The organism is Castellaniella hirudinis, assembly GCF_047468865.1.
Lineage (GTDB): Bacteria > Pseudomonadota > Gammaproteobacteria > Burkholderiales > Burkholderiaceae_B > Castellaniella > Castellaniella hirudinis_A.
This window is the reverse complement of sequence record NZ_JBLGTV010000003.1, coordinates 61,690-79,960: the sequence shown is the minus strand read 5'-3', so window position 1 is coordinate 79,960 and position 18,271 is coordinate 61,690. Positions and strand designations below refer to the sequence as shown.

General features: G+C 65.9%; 18 protein-coding genes and 1 pseudogene. 4 read left to right on the top strand and 15 right to left on the bottom strand.

The features are described from left to right. Nucleotides 1–145 precede the first annotated feature (145 nt). Together ACMHYJ_RS05850 and ACMHYJ_RS05845 are read left to right on the top strand one after the other, a co-directional pair. Nucleotides 146–931 (top strand): YggS family pyridoxal phosphate-dependent enzyme, encoded by a 786-nt coding sequence (locus tag ACMHYJ_RS05850; RefSeq protein WP_414245272.1) that lies wholly within the window; start codon nt 146–148, stop codon nt 929–931. Nucleotides 932–1,050: 119 nt separating this feature from the next. After that, nucleotides 1,051–1,533 carry a Spy/CpxP family protein refolding chaperone gene (locus tag ACMHYJ_RS05845; protein WP_414245271.1) on the top strand — a complete coding sequence of 161 codons (483 nt, stop codon included), beginning with the start codon at nt 1,051–1,053 and terminating at the stop codon, nt 1,531–1,533. A 93-nt stretch (nt 1,534–1,626) separates the two neighbouring features. On the opposite strand, the gene ACMHYJ_RS05840 is transcribed toward ACMHYJ_RS05845, so the two are convergent. The 4 genes from ACMHYJ_RS05840 to ACMHYJ_RS05825 are packed head-to-tail and all read right to left on the bottom strand — an operon-like array spanning nt 1,627 to nt 5,346. Beyond that, nucleotides 1,627–2,109 (bottom strand): C40 family peptidase, encoded by a 483-nt coding sequence (locus ACMHYJ_RS05840; RefSeq protein WP_414245270.1) that lies wholly within the window; start codon nt 2,107–2,109, stop codon nt 1,627–1,629. Nucleotides 2,110–2,139: 30 nt separating this feature from the next. Continuing rightward, a complete protein-coding gene (locus ACMHYJ_RS05835; protein ID WP_414245269.1) occupies nt 2,140–2,817 on the bottom strand; it encodes a response regulator in 678 nt (225 codons plus the stop codon). After that, nucleotides 2,798–4,201: an ATP-binding protein gene (locus tag ACMHYJ_RS05830; protein ID WP_414245268.1), complete on the bottom strand. Its 1,404-nt coding sequence runs from the start codon at nt 4,199–4,201 to the stop codon at nt 2,798–2,800. Before ACMHYJ_RS05830 ends, ACMHYJ_RS05835 begins: the two co-directional genes overlap by 20 nt. 8 nt (nt 4,202–4,209) lie before the next feature. Continuing rightward, nucleotides 4,210–5,346 (bottom strand): aminotransferase class V-fold PLP-dependent enzyme, encoded by a 1,137-nt coding sequence (locus ACMHYJ_RS05825; RefSeq protein WP_414245267.1) that lies wholly within the window; start codon nt 5,344–5,346, stop codon nt 4,210–4,212. Between the two features lie 153 nt (nt 5,347–5,499). Here ACMHYJ_RS05825 and ACMHYJ_RS05820 point away from each other — a divergent pair, with 153 nt between their 5' ends. Together ACMHYJ_RS05820 and ACMHYJ_RS05815 are read left to right on the top strand one after the other, a co-directional pair. Next, the gene (locus tag ACMHYJ_RS05820) at nt 5,500–6,777 is read left to right on the top strand and encodes an EAL and HDOD domain-containing protein (protein ID WP_414245266.1); all 1,278 of its coding nucleotides are present in this window, start codon (nt 5,500–5,502) and stop codon (nt 6,775–6,777) included. A gap of 37 nt (nt 6,778–6,814) precedes the next feature. Beyond that, a complete protein-coding gene (locus tag ACMHYJ_RS05815) occupies nt 6,815–8,002 on the top strand; it encodes a benzoate/H(+) symporter BenE family transporter (protein WP_414245265.1) in 1,188 nt (395 codons plus the stop codon). A 23-nt stretch (nt 8,003–8,025) separates the two neighbouring features. On the opposite strand, the gene ACMHYJ_RS05810 is transcribed toward ACMHYJ_RS05815, so the two are convergent. From ACMHYJ_RS05810 to ligA, 11 genes and pseudogenes are all read right to left on the bottom strand, one after another. Further along, nucleotides 8,026–9,651: a methyl-accepting chemotaxis protein gene (locus ACMHYJ_RS05810; protein ID WP_414245264.1), complete on the bottom strand. Its 1,626-nt coding sequence runs from the start codon at nt 9,649–9,651 to the stop codon at nt 8,026–8,028. 90 nt (nt 9,652–9,741) lie between these two features. Next, nucleotides 9,742–10,716 (bottom strand): PDR/VanB family oxidoreductase, encoded by a 975-nt coding sequence (locus ACMHYJ_RS05805; RefSeq protein WP_414245263.1) that lies wholly within the window; start codon nt 10,714–10,716, stop codon nt 9,742–9,744. 35 nt (nt 10,717–10,751) lie between these two features. After that, complete coding sequence (locus tag ACMHYJ_RS05800; protein ID WP_414245488.1) at nt 10,752–11,333, bottom strand: hemerythrin domain-containing protein; 582 nt, start codon at nt 11,331–11,333, stop codon at nt 10,752–10,754. A 45-nt stretch (nt 11,334–11,378) separates the two neighbouring features. Next, a pseudogene (locus tag ACMHYJ_RS05795) lies at nt 11,379–12,068 on the bottom strand (ABC transporter ATP-binding protein); the annotation flags it as partial. Next, a complete protein-coding gene (locus ACMHYJ_RS05790) occupies nt 12,061–12,810 on the bottom strand; it encodes an ABC transporter ATP-binding protein (protein WP_414245262.1) in 750 nt (249 codons plus the stop codon). The gene ACMHYJ_RS05790 and the pseudogene ACMHYJ_RS05795, both read right to left, overlap by 8 nt. Continuing rightward, nucleotides 12,807–13,880, bottom strand: coding sequence for a branched-chain amino acid ABC transporter permease (locus tag ACMHYJ_RS05785; protein WP_414245261.1), 1,074 nt, complete (start codon nt 13,878–13,880; stop codon nt 12,807–12,809). Before ACMHYJ_RS05785 ends, ACMHYJ_RS05790 begins: the two co-directional genes overlap by 4 nt. Before the next feature lie 9 nt (nt 13,881–13,889). Further along, nucleotides 13,890–14,747: a branched-chain amino acid ABC transporter permease gene (locus ACMHYJ_RS05780; protein WP_414245260.1), complete on the bottom strand. Its 858-nt coding sequence runs from the start codon at nt 14,745–14,747 to the stop codon at nt 13,890–13,892. Between the two features lie 106 nt (nt 14,748–14,853). Then, nucleotides 14,854–16,026 (bottom strand): ABC transporter substrate-binding protein, encoded by a 1,173-nt coding sequence (locus ACMHYJ_RS05775; RefSeq protein ID WP_414245259.1) that lies wholly within the window; start codon nt 16,024–16,026, stop codon nt 14,854–14,856. A gap of 36 nt (nt 16,027–16,062) precedes the next feature. Next, the gene (locus tag ACMHYJ_RS05770; protein ID WP_414245258.1) at nt 16,063–17,019 is read right to left on the bottom strand and encodes a Gfo/Idh/MocA family oxidoreductase; all 957 of its coding nucleotides are present in this window, start codon (nt 17,017–17,019) and stop codon (nt 16,063–16,065) included. Continuing rightward, a complete protein-coding gene (locus ACMHYJ_RS05765; protein WP_414245257.1) occupies nt 17,016–17,885 on the bottom strand; it encodes a class III extradiol dioxygenase subunit beta in 870 nt (289 codons plus the stop codon). Before ACMHYJ_RS05765 ends, ACMHYJ_RS05770 begins: the two co-directional genes overlap by 4 nt. Next, complete coding sequence (gene ligA, locus ACMHYJ_RS05760; RefSeq protein ID WP_414245256.1) at nt 17,882–18,271, bottom strand: protocatechuate 4,5-dioxygenase subunit alpha; 390 nt, start codon at nt 18,269–18,271, stop codon at nt 17,882–17,884. Before ligA ends, ACMHYJ_RS05765 begins: the two co-directional genes overlap by 4 nt.

Genomic DNA, 18,271 nt, shown 5'->3' with positions numbered 1-18,271 from the left:
GATACGGGATTCACGCGCCGGGCAAGGCGGCCCGGACGCCACGACGGGCCCGGGCCGAGGCGTCCGCAAGGCGGCGGACACGATTCGCGCCGCCCCGATTCGCGCTATCCTTTAGCGATCCATATTGCTTGACCCGAGGCTGTCCATGCGCACCACCCCTCCCCTTCGCCCCGCCTACGACACTGCGGCTTCGCAGGCGGAAATCCAGGCCAACCTGGTCGACATCCAGCAGCGCATCGACGCCGCCTGCCGGCGCGCCGGGCGCAGCCCCGCCGAGGTGCGCCTGCTGCCCGTCAGCAAGACCGTGGACGAAGCCCGCATCCGCATGGCCTACGCGGCGGGCTGCCGCCTGCTGGGCGAAAACAAGGTGCAGGAAGCCTATGGCAAATGGGAAACCATGGCCGATCTGTCCGACCTGCACTGGGCGGTCATCGGCCACCTGCAGACCAACAAGGCGAAATTCGTGGCGCGCTTCGCGCAGGAATTCCAGGCGCTGGACAATCTGCGGGTGGCCGAGGCCCTGGATCGCCGCCTGCAAGCGGCCGGCCGCAGCCTGGATGTGTTCGTGCAGGTCAACACGTCCCAGGAAGACAGCAAGTTTGGCCTGCCCCCCAGCCAGGTGCTGGCATTCGCCCGCGCCCTGTCCGCCTTCAGCGCCCTGCGCGTGCGCGGCCTGATGACGCTGGCCTTGTTTTCTTCCGACGAAAGCCATGTGCGGCCCTGCTTCGTGCTGCTGCGCACGCTGCGCGACCAACTGCGCCAGGACGCGCCCCAGGGCGAAGCCTTCGCCGAGCTCTCCATGGGGATGTCGGGAGACTTTGAATGGGCGATAGAAGAAGGCGCCACCACGGTGCGGGTCGGCCAGGCTATTTTCGGGTCGCGCGCCCTGCCCGACAGCTACTACTGGCCCGAAGGCGGCCAGCCCAAATAAGCGGCGTCCACAATTTATTCATATTCCATCCATTTTTCCGCCGCAGTCGGTGCGTAATCTGACCCCTATGCCGACCTCCCGGACATCCCGGGGCAGGCCAACCACATAGGAATCCCATCATGACCGCCCTCAAAACGACTCGCACCCTGTCCGCCCTGGCCCTGGCCGCCGCCTTCGCGGCGGCGCCGCTGGCGGCGTCGGCCGCCCCGGGGACGGGCCCGGACAACGGCCCGCGCCATCACCAGAAAGCCGAACAGCACCACGGCAAACACCATGGCGACCACTGGCTGCGCGGGCTGGATCTCAGCCAGGATCAAAAAGACCAGATCTTCAAAATCCGCCACGACCAGGAAAAAGCGGCATACGAGCAGAAAAAGGCGCTGGGCAGCGCGGCCGCCGCGCTGCGCGACGCCCAGCGCGCGCAGCCTTTCGATCAGGACAAGGCCAAGCAAGCCGCCGAGTCCCTGGGTCAGGCCAAAGGCCAGCTGGCCCTGCTGCAAGCCCAATCCATGGCCCAAATCCACGCGGTGCTGACCCCCGAGCAGCAAAAGAAACTGGCCGAGCGGCACGGCAAAAAAGGCACGCCCAAGGCCAAGTCCTAAGCACGCGGCGCGCTGAAAAACACCCCAAAAGCCAGGACGACGTCCCGCTTTTGGGGGCACCTTTTAGCACGCAACCCCGTTTTCAAGCCCGCCTCATCCGCCGAACAAGGTGCCCACCGACTGGAAATGCTTGCGATAGTAGGGATTTTCCAGGGAATCCACCCGCACCCGCCCGCCCGTGGAGGGCGCGTTGATGAAGCGCCCCTCCCCCAGGTAGATCCCCATGTGGGAATTGGGCCGGCCCAGGGTATCGAAGAACACCAGGTCGCCCGGCTGCAGGCGGCTGCGGGCCACCGGACGGCTGAGTCGGGCGATCTGGCCGGTGTTGTGCGGCAGCGCCGTCCGCGTGGCTTGGCTGAAGACATACTGAACCAGGCCGCTGCAGTCAAAGCCCTGCGCCGGGCGCGAACCGCCGTAGCGGTATTGGGTTTCCAGCAGACTCAGCGCCGTCATGACGACCTCCGCGCGCTGGGCCGGGTCGATCCGCGGCCCGGCGCGCCCGGATTGCGGCGGCCCGCCGGGGCCCGCGCACGCCGCCAGCAACAGACAACAAACCAGTAGATAAACGAATCGCATGCATCCTCCCGGGGCCGGACACCCAGGGCGCTAAGGGGCTTCCAGCCGATAGCCTACGCCATACACCGACCGGATCAAATCCTGGCCGGGCCGGATATCGGCCAATTTGCGGCGCAGGTTTTTGATGTGACTGTCCACCGTGCGGTCCGTGACCACCCGATGGTCATCATACAGGCCATCGAGCAGCTGATCCCGGCTGAATATCCGCCCTGGCTGGCTGGCCAGCAAGGTCAGCAGGCGAAATTCCACCGGGGTGAGATCCAGTGGCTTGCCATCCAGGCTGGCCTGCCAGGCCTCGGCCCGGATCACCAGGCCCGCCGGCTCCGGCTGATCCGGCGCCAAGGCCGGCCCCTGCAGACGCCGCAAGACAGCCTTGACCCGGGCGACGACCTCACGCGGGCTGTAGGGCTTGCAGATGTAGTCGTCCGCCCCCAGCTCCAGGCCCAGCAGGCGGTCGATCTCGTCCGTGCGCGCCGTCACCATGATGACCGGAATGGCGGTCTGCGCCCGGATGTCGCGGCAGACATCCAGGCCATCGCGCCCGGGCAGCATCAAATCCAGCAGGATCAGGTCGGGCCGCCAGTCGCGCACCGCCGGCATGACCGCCAAGCCGTTGTCCACGCAACGCACGGCATACCCGGCCGCCTCCAGGTAGGCGCGCAGAATCTCCGCCAGCTTGGCCTCGTCCTCAACCACCAGTATGTTCATGTCGATCCTTGCTTGCTTTCTGTGCCCGGGGGAAACGCGCCTCGATCAGCAGGCCGCCCAGGGAGGACGCCTGCGCAAGCAGCTGGCCGCCATGGGCCTGCACGATCCGCAGGCAGATGGCCAGGCCCAGGCCCGCGCCGCCATGTTGGCGGCTGCGCGACGCCTCGACCCGGTAAAGCCGCTGGAACAGGCGCGGCAGTTGGTCCGCGGAGACCCCGGGCGCGCTGTCGGCGACCTGCAGCACCACGTCGTCGCCCTGGCGCAGGGCGCGCACTTCGACGCGCCCCGGGGCATCGGTATAACGCAGGCTGTTTTCCAGCAGATTGCCCGCCAGCTGCAGCAGGCGCTGCCGATCCCCCCGCAGTGCCAGACCGGGCGCGGCCTGGACCCGCAGCGACAGGCCATGCCGCTCGAAACGTTCGCGCACCGCCGCGCTGGCCTGGGCCACGATATCGGCCAGATCCAGCGCCGTCATGTGGTAGTCCAGCGCGCCCACGTCGGCCAGGGAGAGTTCGTACAGGTCGTCGATCAGGCTGCTGAGTCGCGCGACCTCATGGGCCAGCGAAGCCAGTGCCGCCGCGTCCAGCGGCCGCAGGCCGTCTTCCAGGGCTTCGATCTCGCCGCGCAAAACGGCCAGTGGCGTGCGCAGCTCGTGCGAGACATCGGCCAGCAATTCCCGGCGCCATTGTTCGTGGCGCTGCAGGCTGTGGGCCAGCCGGTTGAAATCCTGCGCCAGGCGGCCGAGTTCGTCCGGGGCGCCCACCCGCACCCGAGCCTGGTAATCCCCGCCCGCCAGGCGGTGGGTGGCCTGCGCCAGCCGGCGCACGGGCACCAGCAAAACCCGGGCCAACAGCAGGCTGACCAGGGCCGCCAGCAGCACCGACAGACCGACGATCACCCAGGTGGCCCGCAGTTGCCGGGCCTGGAACTGCTGGTCGATGTCGTCGCTGACCACCTGGGGAAAGAACGGCGGGCTCAACAGCCAGCCCACGGGCCGGCCGTCCACCATGACCGGCAGGCGGCGCACTTCGGCGCCCGGCCGCAACGGCGGGCCAGCCAGCCAGCGGCCCTGTTGATCCACCAGCGTGACGCGCAAAGGCGGTTCGCCATGACGGCGCTCGCTGGGCAGGTCGCGGCGCGCCAGGCGCAGGCTGCGCCACCAGCGATCGCGGCGATCCGCCAGAAACCCCCAATGGCCAGCTTCGGCATAATCGGCGGCCAGCAACTGGGACAGGGTGTCCAGTTGCTGCTGTTCGCGCTTTTCGACGTAGTCGTCAAAGCCGCTGTCGAAGCTGAAGCGAACCGCCATCCCCATGGCCAGCGCCACCACGATGCAGCTGGCCAGGATGGTCAGGAACAGCTTGAACGCAATACTGGAACGCAAGGCGGGCCTCAGGCGTCGGCGCCGATTTTGTCCAGGGCCCGGGCCAGGGTTTCGACGGTGCGCTGCGGGTTATGCAGTTTATCCAGCCCGAACAAGCCAATGCGGAAGGTCTTGAAGCCTTCGGGCTCGTCGCAGGCCAGCGGCACCCCGGCGGCGGCCTGCAAGCCCGCCTGGGCGAATTTCCGGGTGGACTGGATGCCGTCGTCGACGGTATAGCTGACGACGACGCCGGGGGCCTCGAACCCCGGGGCCGCCACGCTCTTGAAGCCGCGTTCGCGCAGCAACGCCCGCACCGCATCGCCCAACTGCCGCTGCTCGGCCTTGACCTTGTCGTAGCCGTAGGTATCGGTTTCCAGCATGACGTCGCGCAGCACGGCCAGCGAATCCGTGGGCAGCGTCGTGTAATAGGCGTGGCCGCCCTTTTCGTAGGCTTCCATGATGCCCAGCCATTTGCGCAGGTCGCAGGCGAAACTGGTGCTTTGCGTGGACTCGATGCGCTGGCGCGCGGTTTCGCCCAGCATGACCAGGCCGCAGCAGGCGGACGACGTCCAGCCCTTTTGCGGCGCCGAGATCAGCACATCGACGCGCACGTCGCGCATATCGACCCAAAGCGTGCCCGAGGCGATGCAATCCAGCACGAACAAGCCGCCTTCGGCATGCACGGCATCGGCGACCCGGCGGATGTAGTCGTCGGGCAACAGAATGCCCGACGCGGTCTCGACGTGCGCGGCAAAGACGACCTCGGGCTTGAATTCACGGATGGCAGCCAGCACGTCATCGAGCGGCGGCGGGGCGAAATGGGGCTGCGGCCCGGGCTCTGTCGGCTGCGCCTTGAGCACCCGGGCCTCGGACGGGATATTGCCGGTCTCGAAGATCTGCGTCCAGCGATAGCTGAACCAGCCATTGCGGATGACCAGGCAGCGCTTGCCCGTGGCGAACTGGCGCGCCACCGCTTCCATGCCGAAGGTGCCGCTGCCCGGGATCACAATGGCGGATTGCGCGCCATAAACGGCTTTCAGCGTGCGCGAAATGTCCCGCATGACGGTCTGGAAAGATTGGGACATATGGTTCAAGGCGCGGTCGGTATAGACCACGGAGTATTCCAGCAGGCCGTCGGGGTCGACCTGGGGTAGCAAGCCTGGCATAACTTTCTCCGGTTTAAAGGACTTTCTGATTGTAGACTTCCCTATAATGTCATGCGCGCAGGCGGCTTCAGCCCGCTGCGCGTGACATAAAACACAAAATAAGCCATGCGGACGCTTCGGCGGCCCCCAATGGCACCACACAAAGGAGCCCTTATGCAGTCAAATCCAGCAGCCGAACCAGGCAACACCGAAGCGGCTGATGAAACACCCGTCATCATCCCGCCGTATCTCATCCGCCGAGAGCCCATTTTCGACGCCAACCGGGGCCTGGCCGGATACCGCCTGAAAATCCTGTGGGCCGGGGACGAATCGGCCGACCCCGCCGATGCCTTCATACAGTCCGCGCGCACCCACGGCGTCAATGCATTCCTGGCCTACGTCCCCCACTGGGTGGATGCCACGCCCAACCTGCTGAACAACGCCTTCGCCGCCACCCTGCCGCGCAACCGCTGCCACCTCGAATTTCCCGAGGCGCTCGACATCACCCCCGAACTCGTCAAATCCCTGCAGCAGCTGGCCCACGGCGGCATCAAGTTCTCCCTGCGCGGCGATCTGGCCGCCCAGCCCGAACGCAGCCAGCTGCTGCCTTTCGTCAAGATCGTGGGGTTCGATCTCGCCCACAGCACCAAGGCCGAAATCTTCAAGCAAAGCTTCCAGCACAAACAGGCCTCCCGCCTGCTGCTGGCCCTCAATCCGCCCGACAAAATCAGCCTGGACAATTTCCTGCTGCTGGGCTTCAGCCTGATTCGGGGGCAGTGGCCCAGAGACCAGGCCGCATCGGTGGCCCTGACCCTGCGCCAAAAGACGCTGCTGCGCCTGGTCACCCTGATCATGGGCGAGGGCGAGGCCCCGGAAATCCAAGCCTGCCTGCAACAAGACGCCGAGCTGGTCAAGACCCTGCTCGACATGGTCAATACCCCGGCCTACGGACTCAGCCAGGAAGTCGCCTCCCTGAACCAGGCCATCATGTTGCTGGGGCGCCGCCAGCTGCAACGCTGGATTCAGATCTTGATGTACACCGAGTCGGGCCGCCCGGCGGGGTATCTGTCCCCCATCCTGATCCAGGCCAGCGCCCGCGCCCACTTGATGGAAAACCTGTCCAAACTCAGCCACCCGGATAAATCCGTGCGGGCCGAAACCGCATTCACCACGGGCATGCTGTCCATCATGGATCAGCTGTTCGGCAGCAGCATGGCCGACCTGCTGGGCCAGGTGCAGGTGGACGTGCCGGTGCGCGACGCCCTGTTGCGCCGCGAAGGCCCCCTGGGGCCCGACCTGCGCCTGGCCACCCTGATCTTCCCCTCGGACCGCGACCAGGCCGAAGACCCCGCCCCCCTGCTGCGGGCCGTCGGGCTGGACGCCGGGCAAATCGAACCCCTGATCCAGGCCGCGTTCGCCTGGGCACACGGCATTACCCGGGCTGCGCCATGACGCACGCGGCCGCCGCCCTCCTTAGCCCAACCACCCCATGACAAGCCCCTCCGCTCGCGCCGGCCTGGCCGGCTGGCTGCGCATTTCACACATTTCCGCCGGCTTCATCGCCGTCCTGGTGGGCTACACCAGTTCGGTGGCCATCGTCTTCCAGGCGGCCAACGCCGCCGGGGCGCAAGACGCCCAGCTGGCCTCCTGGATGTGGGCGCTGGGCATCGGCATGGGGGTCACCTGCATCGGCCTGTCGCTCGCCTGGCGCGCGCCGGTGCTGACGGCCTGGTCCACGCCGGGGGCCGCCCTGCTGGCCACCAGCCTGGGCGACATCGGTCTGGCCCAGGCCATCGGGGCCTTCATCGCCAGCTCTGCGTTGATCACCCTGTGCGGGCTGACCGGCTGGTTTCAGAAAATCATGGACTGGGTGCCGCGCCACCTGGCCTCCGCCATGCTGGCGGGCATTCTGCTGCGCTTCGGCACAGATCTTTTCGGCTCGATGCAGGGCCGGCCGCTGCTGGTTCTGGCCATGTTCGCCTGCTTCCTGCTGGCCCGCCGCCTGCTGCCCCGCTACAGCGTGCCGCTGGCGCTGCTGGCCGGCATCGTGGTGGCCGTCCTGCAGGGCAGCCTCGATCTCAGCGGGCTGGACTGGACTCCGGCCCACCCGGTCTGGATGCCGCCGGCGTTTTCCTGGCCCGCCCTCATCGGGGTGGCCCTGCCGCTGTTCATCGTGACCATGACCTCGCAAAACGTCCCCGGCCTGGCTGTGCTGCGGGCCAATGGCTACGTCCACGTGCCCGCGTCGCCCGTGATCTCCTGGACCGGCGTCACGGGCCTGATCCTGGCCCCGTTCGGGGGCTACGCCTATAACCTGGCCGCCATCACGGCCGCGATCTGCATGAGCCCGGACGCCGACCCGGACGCCCGGGAACGCTACAAGGCGTCGGTATGGGCCGGCCTGTTCTATCTGCTGACCGGGATTTTCGGCGCCACCGTGGTGGCCCTGTTCGCCGCTTTCCCCCAAGAATTGGTGGCCGCCATCGCGGGCCTGGCGCTGCTGGGCACCCTGGGCGCCAGCATCCACGAATCCCTGCAGGCGCCGGCCCACCGCGAAGCGGCGCTGGTGACCTTCCTGGCCACGGCCTCCGGCATGAGCCTGCTGGGCATCGGCAGCGCGTTCTGGGGGCTGGTGCTGGGCGGCATCTGCCATGCCGCCCTGAAGCCGCGCCACTGAGGCCCGGCCGCCCCTCGAAAGCCTCAGGCCGCCCGCACCATCGGCTGGTCGCCGGCGATCATACGCACCGCGGCCCCGTGAGCCGCAGCGGGCATTTCCAGCAGGTCGCCCAGGCGGAAATGCGTGACCAGCTGGGCCAGGCTGGTCGCCTGATCGTTCAGGCTGGTGGCCGCTGCGGCGGATTCCTCGACCAGGCTGGCGTTCTGGCGGGTCACGTCGTCCATTTGCATCACCGTGGTGCTGACTTCCTGGATGCCCGAGGATTGCTCGCGGCTGGCCGCGCTGATCTCGCCCATGATGTCCGTGACCCGATGGATGCTGTCGACGATTTTCTGCATGGCCTGGCCGGCCAGGGCGGCCTGCTGGTTGCCCCGGTGGGTGGAATCCGCCGAGGTCTCGATGAGCGCTTTGATCTCCCGGGCCGCCGAGGCCGAACGCTGCGCCAGCGCCCGCACTTCGGCCGCCACCACGGCGAAGCCGCGCCCCTGCTGACCCGCCCGGGCGGCTTCCACCGCCGCATTCAGGGCCAGGATATTGGTCTGGAAAGCAATGGTGTCGATCACCCCGATGATGTCGGCCACCTGGCCGGAGCGGGTGTCTATTTCGGCCATGGTGCCGACCAGTTCACCGACGATGACGCCCCCCTGCGCCGCCGCCCGCGACGCCGTATCGGCCAGCTCGTTGGCCAGGACGGCATTGTCCGCGTTCTGGCGCACCGTGGCGGTCAGTTCTTCCATGGTGGCGGCGGTTTCCGCCAATGAACTGGCCTGCTGCTCGGTGCGGGCGGAAAGATCCAGGTTGCCCGCAGTGATCTGGGTGGAGGCCGAAGCCACCGACTGGGCGCCGTGGCGCACGTCGGCCACCACGGCGGCCAGATTATCCTGCATCTGGCGCATGGCGAACAGCAGGCTGTCGTGATCGCCGGGGCGGGTTTGAATCACGGCGGACAAGTCGCCGGCGGCAATCCGCCGGGCCACGGCGGCTGCGGCGGCGGGCTCGCCCCCCAGTTGACGCACCAGGCCGCGCGCGATGAACCAGGCCAGCAGCGGCCCCAGGATCAGGGCCAGCCCGGTCGCCAGCGCCAAGGCGGTCAGCCCCATCTGGATGCTGTGCTGGTTGTCGGCAAAGACCCCGCTGCTGTATTCATCCTGGTATTTGGCAAGCTTGGCGATGCGGGTTTGATAATCGGCCGCCAGCTGGGGCAGCGTCGTAAAGAACAAGGTGGTGGCCGCCGCCAGGTCGCCCGCCTGCTGCGCCGCCAGGGCCTGGCCCCGGCCCGCCAGGTACGCCTGCCGGGCGGCCACGACCTCATCGAACAGGGCCTGGCCCGCAGGCAGGATCAGCTGGGCCTGCAAATCGCGCTGAATCTGGCTGGCCCGGGCGGACGAGGCTTCCATCCCATGGCGAAACAGGGCCTTGGCTTTTTCGTCGGGCACCAGGTTGAGGGCCTGGGCCTGATTGACATTGACTTCGACCTGCCGCGCCCAATCGCCGATGAGCGCATTGACGGCCTGGCGCGTTTGCAGGAATTCGCTGCCGCTTTTGATGTCGAGCATTTTCCAGGCGCCGATGCCCGACATCAACAGCATCAGCGTCAGGATGAACCCGAACCCGATGATCAACCGTGTACTGACACGCAAATTTCGCATGGATTTTCCCTTGTTTTCAAGCACAAGAGAAAACTTATAATCGAACAAAACCACACTGCCAATAGGGACTTGACCAAAACTTGACCCAGGTTAAAGATCCAGGATCAGCAGTGGGGTTTTTGCACGCGAACAACAGGGCATGAACTGGTCGTTGGCCGCGTGTTCCTCGTCGGTCAGGTAGGTGTCGCGGTGGTCGGGGATGCCGCCTTTCAGGCCGGTCAGGCAGGTGCCGCAAATGCCTTCTTCGCAGGAAACCGGGATGAACACCCCTTGCCGGTCGAGGGCCGAGGTAATGGATTCGTCCGCCGGGATATCGAAGATTTCGCCCGTGCTGTCCAACTGCACTTGAAACGCCACGTCCGTGGCGGTGATCGCGGGCCGGTCGGCCGCATCCAGGGCGAATTGCTCGATGTGGATGCGGTCGGCCGCCAGCCCCGCCGCCCGCACCCGCGACTGCACCGCATCGATATAGCCCGCCGGGCCGCAGATATAGGCCTGGGTATCGGCGGGACAGCCGGCCAGAATGGCGGCGACGTCCAGCGCCCGGTCGGGCTGATCGTCGAAGTAGCAGTGCGCATGACCCGCGAACCCCTGGCGGATGTCCGCCAGGAACGCCGCCCGCGCGGCGGTGCGGCTGCTGTAGTGCAAGGCGAAGCTGGCCCCCTGGGCCAGCAGCCGCTGCCCCATGCACCACAGGGGCGTGACCCCGATGCCCCCGGCGAACAGCACGCTGTGGGCGGCGGGCACCAGCGGAAAGCGGTTGCGCGGGGCCGTGACCTGCAGGATGTCCCCCACCCGCACGCGGTCGTGCAGGGCCACCGACCCGCCACGCGAAGCGGTCTCGCGCAGCACCGCGATGCGATAGCGGGCCGGCGGCGCCTCGGCGCCGGCGTCCAGCAGGGAATAAGGGCGGATCAGCCCGCCGGGCAAGTGCACGTCGATGTGCGCCCCGGGCGCATAGGCGGGCAACGCCGTCCCGCTCATGGGGGTGAACTCAAAGCAAACCGTGTCCCGGGCCACGGTTGTCTTGCCGGCCACCAAAACAGAAATCAAAGTCGTATCCATGGCGCTCATTATCGCGCAAATACGAGCCCTGTTTTTCAATCCGCCCCGGCGGCCGGCCCCACCCCGACCGGGGCGGGCGCCAGGTTGGTGATCCGTTTGAACAGCGATGCATAGCGGTTGTCCGGCCCGGACCAGGGGTCGCCGTTGCGGGCGAAGTCCGCATTGATGTCCTGCCAGTCCTCCGGGGTGAACAAGCGCCGCGCCACGGGCAGGATGCTGGATTCCTCGGTGTTCAGGTGGCGCCATTCGTCGGCGATGTACAGGCGCACGGCATCCCGGAAACTGGCAAAGGCCGGCGCGCCGCCCTGCATGTAATGCACCAGGGCCCGATCCAGGCGGCTGGTGGCGGCAATGGTATCGCGGTGCTCGGCCTCCAGCATGTCGAGTTGGGCGTCGACCTCGCGGGTCTTGCCGCGCAACAGGGCGAAAATCCGATCTTCCTTGGGATGGTGCAGCTTATCGGGCATTTCGGCAATGTATTCGATCATGCTGGACAGCAGGGTGAAGTCCGGCTGGAGCCGTCCCGATTCGATGCCGGCCAGAATATGGGTCAAGGCGCTCAGGAGCGCGGCGATGGCGCGATGCTCCTCCTGGATGGCCGCAATGGCCGGGATCATCTCCCGCTGGGGCTTCGGGGCCGACGTTTCGGTGGAGCCGGCCCCCAGCAAACGATCCAGTTGCTCCGCATCCCGCAGCAGCGCGGCGCTCTCGCCGGAATACACCACCCTGCCGCGTTCCAGCACCAGCGCATGGTGGGTGATCGGCAGAATCTGCCGGGCGTGCTGCTCGACCAGAATCACCGCGAGGCGGCCTTCGGACACCATGCGATTGATGATATGCAGCAATTCCTGGGCAATCAGGGGGGCCAGGCCTTCCAGCGGCTCGTCCAGCAGCAGCACCTTGGGGTTCAGCATCAGCGCCCGGCCCATGGCCAGCATCTGCTGTTCGCCGCCCGAAAGCTGGTTGCCCAGGTTCTGGCGGCGGTCGTGCAGCCTGGGGAACATCTCGTAGACACGCGCCAGCGTCCATTCTCCGGGCCGGGCCACCACGGTCAGGTTTTCCTCTACCGTCAACGAGCGGAAGATGTCGCGCTCCTGGGGCACCCAGCCCAGGCCCCGGCGCGCCCGCAAATGGCTGGGCACGCGGGCGATGTCGGCGCCTTCGAAAACGATCTGCCCCTGGCGCAGGCGCGTGGCCCCCATCAAGGTGGCCAGCAGCGTGGTTTTCCCCATGCCGTTGCGCCCCAGCAAGGCCAGACTGCCGCCCGCCGCCAGGGAAAACGACACATCTTCGAGGATGACCGCGTCGCCATAACCGGCCCAGACGTGTTCCATACGCAGCATTTCAGCCATGGGATTCTCCGAGATAGACTTCTTTGACCTTCGGGTGGCGGGCGATGACCTCCGGGGTGTCTTCCAGCAGCAGGGCGCCGGACACCAGCACGGAGATGCGCTGCGCGAAACTGAAAACCAGGTTCATATCGTGCTCGATCAACAGGATGCTGACGTCCGCCGGCAGTTGCGCAATGGTTTCGAACAGCTCGCGGGATTCGCCCGTGGGCACCCCGGCGGCGGGTTCGTCCAGCAGCAGCACCTTGGGGCGCAGGGCCAGGGCCAGCGCGATCTCGATCAGGCGCTGGCGGCCATAGGCCAGATCGCGCGTCAGTTCGTAGGCATCGTCCAGCAAGTGCAGCTGCTCCAGAATGGCGGCGGCCTCGTCCAGGACTTCGCCATGGGACGCCAGCGGTTTCCACCACTGGGTGCCGATGCCTTGGTGCTCCGCCACCGCCAGCGCCACGGATTCCAGAACGGTCATGCCCATGAACAACTGGTTGATCTGGAACGTGCGCACCAGCCCTTGACGGCAGCGCGCATGCTGCGGCATCTGCGTGACGTCCTGCCCCAGCAGGCTGACCCGGCCCGACGTGGGTTCCAGATACCCCGTCAGCAGATTGATCAGCGTGGTCTTGCCGGCCCCGTTGGGGCCGATCAGGGCGTGCCGGGCGCCGGGCGCGACCGCCAGGTTGACCTTGTCCGTGGCCACGAAGCCGCCGAAGTTCCGCACCAGATCATGCGTTTGCAAAACGGGATTCATGATGCGGCCTCCGAACGCTTGCCGGCGCCCGCCTTGTCGGCCTGCGCCCTGGCCCGATGCCGGGAGGCCCGAATCCATTGCTGCGCGGTGCCCAGAATGCCGCCCCGGGCGAACAACACGACCAGCACCAGGATCAGACCCAGCCAGAACTGCCAATATTGCGGATTCATATCAGACAGGAAATAGTTGATCATGACGAAAACGATGGCGCCGACCAGGCCGCCGTACAGATGGCCCGCGCCGCCCAGGATCAGGATCAGCAGCAAGTCGGCCGAACGCTGGAAGCCCAGCACGTCCAGGGACACGAATTGATTGGTCTGGGCCAGCAAGGCCCCCGCCACCCCGGCATAGGCCGCGCCGATGGTGTACACCCGCACCAGCCGGTTGTTCACCGGAACCCCCAGGGCCGGCATGCGCAGGGCATTCATGTGGATGCCGCGCAGACTCTGACCGAACGGCGAATACACCAGGCGGCGCGCCAGCCAGAACAGCACAAACAGCACGACCGTGGAATACACATAGCCCACGCGGCCAAACATATCGAAATCCAGGAAGCCCAGAATCGGCTTGATCTCGATGCCCGGCATGCCATCCACGCCGCCGGTGATGTCGGTGAATTTATTGGCCAGCTCGTACAGCATCAAGGCGACGCCCAGCGTCACCATGAGGCGCGACAGATCATTGCCGCGCAGCAGCAGGAAACTGCTGAAAAACCCGATGACGGCAGCGAAAAAGGCGGCCAGCACCAGGCCCAGCAGGGGGTCGCCCAGGCCGTGCGAGCCCAGCAGGCCCACGGTATAGGCCCCGATGCCGAAAAAGGCGGCATGGCCCAGGGAAATGACCCCGGCATAGCCGAAGATCAAATCCAGCGACAGGGCGAACAAGGCCGTGATGACAATCTGACTGAGCAGCAGATAATTGTCGGGAAATACAAAATAAGCCAGGACGGGCAAACACCAGAAGAGGTATTCCAGGGGCTTCCAATGCGCCGTGCGGCGATAGGCGGCCAGCACGGCGGCCCGGTTTTCCCCTTGGCCGCGGCCGGCCCCGCTTGGAAAAGCGCTTTTCATGTCAGATTCCTATCGGTGAGGGCGGCCAAACAGGCCATGCGGGCGGTAAATCAGCGTCACGACCATCACGGCATAGATAATGAAGGCGCCGACTTGCGGGATGTAATACTTGCCCGCCACATCGGCCACGCCCAGCAATATCGCGGCGTACAGGGATCCCAGGATATTGCCGCTGCCCCCCACCGACACCACGATCAGAAAATACACCAGGTATTTCACGGGGAATTCCGGGTCCAGACCCAGCATTTCCACCCCCAGGGCGCCGCCCAGCCCCGCCAGGGCCGAGCCCAGGGCGAAGGTCAGGCTGAAGACGCGATTGACGTCCACCCCCATGCCGCGCGCCACCCGCTGGTTGTCCACCGCGGCCCGCAGACGCGCGCCGAACGAGGTGCGGATCACGGTAAATTGCAGCAAGGCCGCCACCAGCAGGCCGGCGATGATCAAGAACAGGCGATACACGCCGACATCGAGCCCCTGCATCACCTGCACCTGGCCCGACAGAAACTCGGGCAAATGCAAGGGCTGCTGGCGCGCGCCGAAGAAAAAGTGCGCCGAGGCCACGGCCATGAACACCAGGCCGATGGAAAACAGCACCTGGTCGAGCTCCGAGGCCGCATACAGGCGGCGGTACAGAAAGCGTTCCAGCACCATGCCGACCAGGGCGGGCACCAAGATCGCCGCCGGCAGCGTGGCCAAAAAAGGCACGCCGTAGTCATTCAGCAAAATGACACAGGCATAACCGCCCAGCATGGCGAACGCGCCATGCGCCAAGTTGACGAAGTTCATCAAACCCAGCGTCACGGACAAGCCGACGCTGATGAGGAACAACAGCATCCCGTAGGCGAGCCCATCGAACAATATAGTCATGATTTATCCTGGTGAGGGGGACGGGCGGCGCCCTCGGGTGAAGCCGCCCCGGCAGGAATCCGGCCGGCGGCCGGCGCGGGGTGCGCGACGGCCGCCGGCCTGGGGATCAACCCTGCTTGCCCGGGTCTTTGACCGCTTCGATCTTGTCGAATTCCACGTTTTGCAGCACCCCGTCGACCTTTTCGACCTTGCGGATGTAGACGTCCTGGACGATATCGCGTGTCTCGGGGTCGATCTGCACGGGGCCGCGCGGGCTGTTCCACTGCATGCCCTTGGCGGCGGCGATAAAGGCATCCGCACCGGCATCGCCCTTGGTTTTTTCCAGGGCTTCGTAGATCAGGTGCATGCCGTCGTAGCCCGCCGCGGCCATGAAGTTGGGCCGGTCATTGGGATAGGCTTTGGCATAGGCGGCGGTGAAGGCCTTATTTTCGGGGGAATCATGCACCGCCGAATAATGGAACGACGTAATCATGCCCACGGCGGCCTCGCCCATGGCGTCCAGCACGTCTTCGTCGGTCACGTCGCCCGTGGCCAGTTCTTTGATGCCGGCCTGATCCAGGCCGCGTTCCTTGAAGCCTTTGGCCAGGGCGACGCCCTGTTCGCCATTGGGCACGAACAGGAACACGGCGTCGGGCTTGGCGTCCTTGATGCGCTGCAGGTACGGTGCGTAATCGGGCGTGGCCACCGGGGTGCGGACTTCGCCGATGATCTTGCCGCCCAGCGCGGTAAAGCTTTTCTGGAACTGCTTCTCCGCGTCGTGCCCCGGGCCGTAGTCGGACACCAGCGTGTAGACGGAACGGACGCCGTTGTCATACGCCCATTGCGCCATCGGAGCCGTCACCTGCGGCAGGGTCATGGACACCCGCACGATGTTGGGGGATTTCTCGGTGATGGACGAGGTGGCGGCGTTGAGCACCACCATCGGCACCTTGGCCTCGGTGGCCAGCGGCGCGACCGAGAACGCATTGGGCGTCAGGGTGAAACCGGCCAGAATATCGACCTTGTCCTTGATCAGGAGCTCCTGGGCCTGGCGCTTGGCCACGGCGGGCGAAATCCCGGTGTCGTCCTTGATCAGGACTTTCACCTTACGGCCGGCCACTTCATCGCCATGCTCGGCCAGATACAGGTCGATGCCGTGTTGCAGCTGCTTGCCATGGGCGGCGAAGGGGCCGGACATGGGCATGACGACGCCGATTTTCAAGTCTTTGGCGTGGGCGGGGGTCAATGTCATGGCACCGATGGCCAATGCCACGGCGCCGAGGGTCTTGATGACTTTCATGGTCTCTCTCCTGGTGTTGTCGGATAACCAGCCATTTCAGCTGGACAGTTGTTGCTCAAGATCGTGCAGAACCCGGTAGCACGGCAGCACTTGCGCCACGCTGGCGTTGGGCTCGCGCCCCTCGCGGATCGCGGCGAAGAATTCCCGATCCTGCAGTTCGATGCCGTTCATCGACACCGCCACCTGGCTGACGTCGATGACTTCGTCGCGGCCCGTGACGAGGTCGTCGTAGCGGGCGATGTAGGTGGCGCTGTCGCCGATGTAGCGAAAGAACGTGCCCAGCGGGCCGTCGTTGTTGAAACTGAGCGACAGGGTGCAGATCGCCCCGTTGGCCGCCTGCAGCTGGATGGACATGTCCATGGCGATCCCCAACGTGGGATGGATCGGCCCCTGGAGGGCATTGGCCTTGACCACCGGACTGCCGCACTGGTAGGCGAACAGGTCGACGGTATGGGCCGCGTGGTGCCACAGCAGATGGTCGGTCCAGCTGCGCGGCTCGCCCAGCGCATTCATGTTGCTGCGACGAAAGAAATACGTCTGCACATCCATCTGCTGGATCTGGAATTCGCCCCGCTGGATACGCTGGTGCACGTACTGGTGGCTGGGGTTGAAGCGGCGCGTGTGGCCGCACATGGCGATTTTCCCGCTTTCATGGGCCAAGGCCACCAGCGCCTGGGCATCCGCCAGCGTATCGGCCATCGGGATCTCGACCTGCACGTGCTTGCCCGCCCGCAGGCAGGCCATGGCCTGGGCCGCGTGCATCTGGGTGGGCGTGCACAGAATCACCGCATCGACGTCCGGGCGCCGCAGGACGTCGTCCAGTTCGGTGCTCGCCTGCCCGATCCCGTATTTGTCGGCGATGGCCTGCGTCTTGTCCAGATCGCGGCTGACCAGGGCGACCACCTCGACGCCGTCGATCCGGGCGATGCCGTCCAGATGCTTGATGCCGAAGGCCCCTGCCCCGACCAGTGCGACTTTCACGTCTTGCGTCATGATTGTTCCTCCAGGATCAAATGGCCCACGGCCGTATTGGAAGCCGGCACATGGTAGAAACGATGGGCGACACGGGGGGCCGGCCCGCCGGCCACGTCGGCCATGGCGCCCCGGGCGATCAGCCACATCACCAGCTCGATGCCTTCCGAGCCCGCCTCGCGTACATAGTCCACATGGGGGACGGCCGCCAGGCCCGCCGGATCGGCGATCAGGCGATCCAGGAACGCGGTGTCGAATTCGCGGTTGATCAGGCCGGCGCGCGGGCCCTGCAGCTGGTGGCTCATGCCGCCCGTGCCCCAGATTTGCACGTTCAAGGGGCGATCGAAGGTCTCGATGGCCCGGCGTATGGCCTGGCCCAGCTGAAAGCAGCGCTGGCCGGATGGCACGGGATACTGCACCACATTGACCGCGAACGGGATCACCGGGCAGGGCCAGGCCTGCGGCTGGCCGCACATCAGCGACAAGGGCACGGTCAGGCCGTGATCCACATCCATCTTGTTGACGATGGTCAGGTCGAAATCCTGCTGGATCACCGACTGGGCGATATGGGCGGCAAGTTCCGGGTGCCCGACCACCGTGGGCACCGGACGGGCGCCCCAGCCCTCGTCGGCGGGCTGGAAGGCGTCGGCGCAGCCTATGGCGAAAGTCGGGATCATGTCCAGGCTGAAGGCCGTGGCATGGTCGTTATAGACCAGGAAGATCACGTCGGGCGTATTGTCCCGCAGCCATTGCTTGGAAAACTCATAGCCCTTGAACAGCGGCGCCCAGTATTCATTGCCCGACTTGCCGAGATCCAGGGCGGCGCCGATGGCCGGCACGTGGGACGTATACACGCTGGCGGTAATGCGGGCGTGGGGATTGCTCATGAGTGTTCTCCGGTTTTGCGATTACCCTGAACCGAACGCCCGCCGGCCAGCATCATGGCGGCATATTCTTCCTGGCTCATGCCCGTCATGCTGGCGGCCATGTACTGGAACGAATGGCCGTCCGTGGCCCCGATCTTGGCCAGGAAATAAATATTCCCCCCCAGGGAGAGGCAGCGGTTCAGGTCACGATCCAGCACGGCCTGCTTCTGCGCCTCGCTCATGGGCCATTCGTCCAGATAGGCCCGCTCGTCGGCCAGGAAGCGCTGGCGATTCTCGGCCTTCATCAAGGACATGCAAAATTGGTTCAGGTGATAGCCCAGGCGCGACTGATCGGCATCGAAGATCGTCGTGCCGGGAATATCGGCATAGGGCTTGTTCAAGGACAT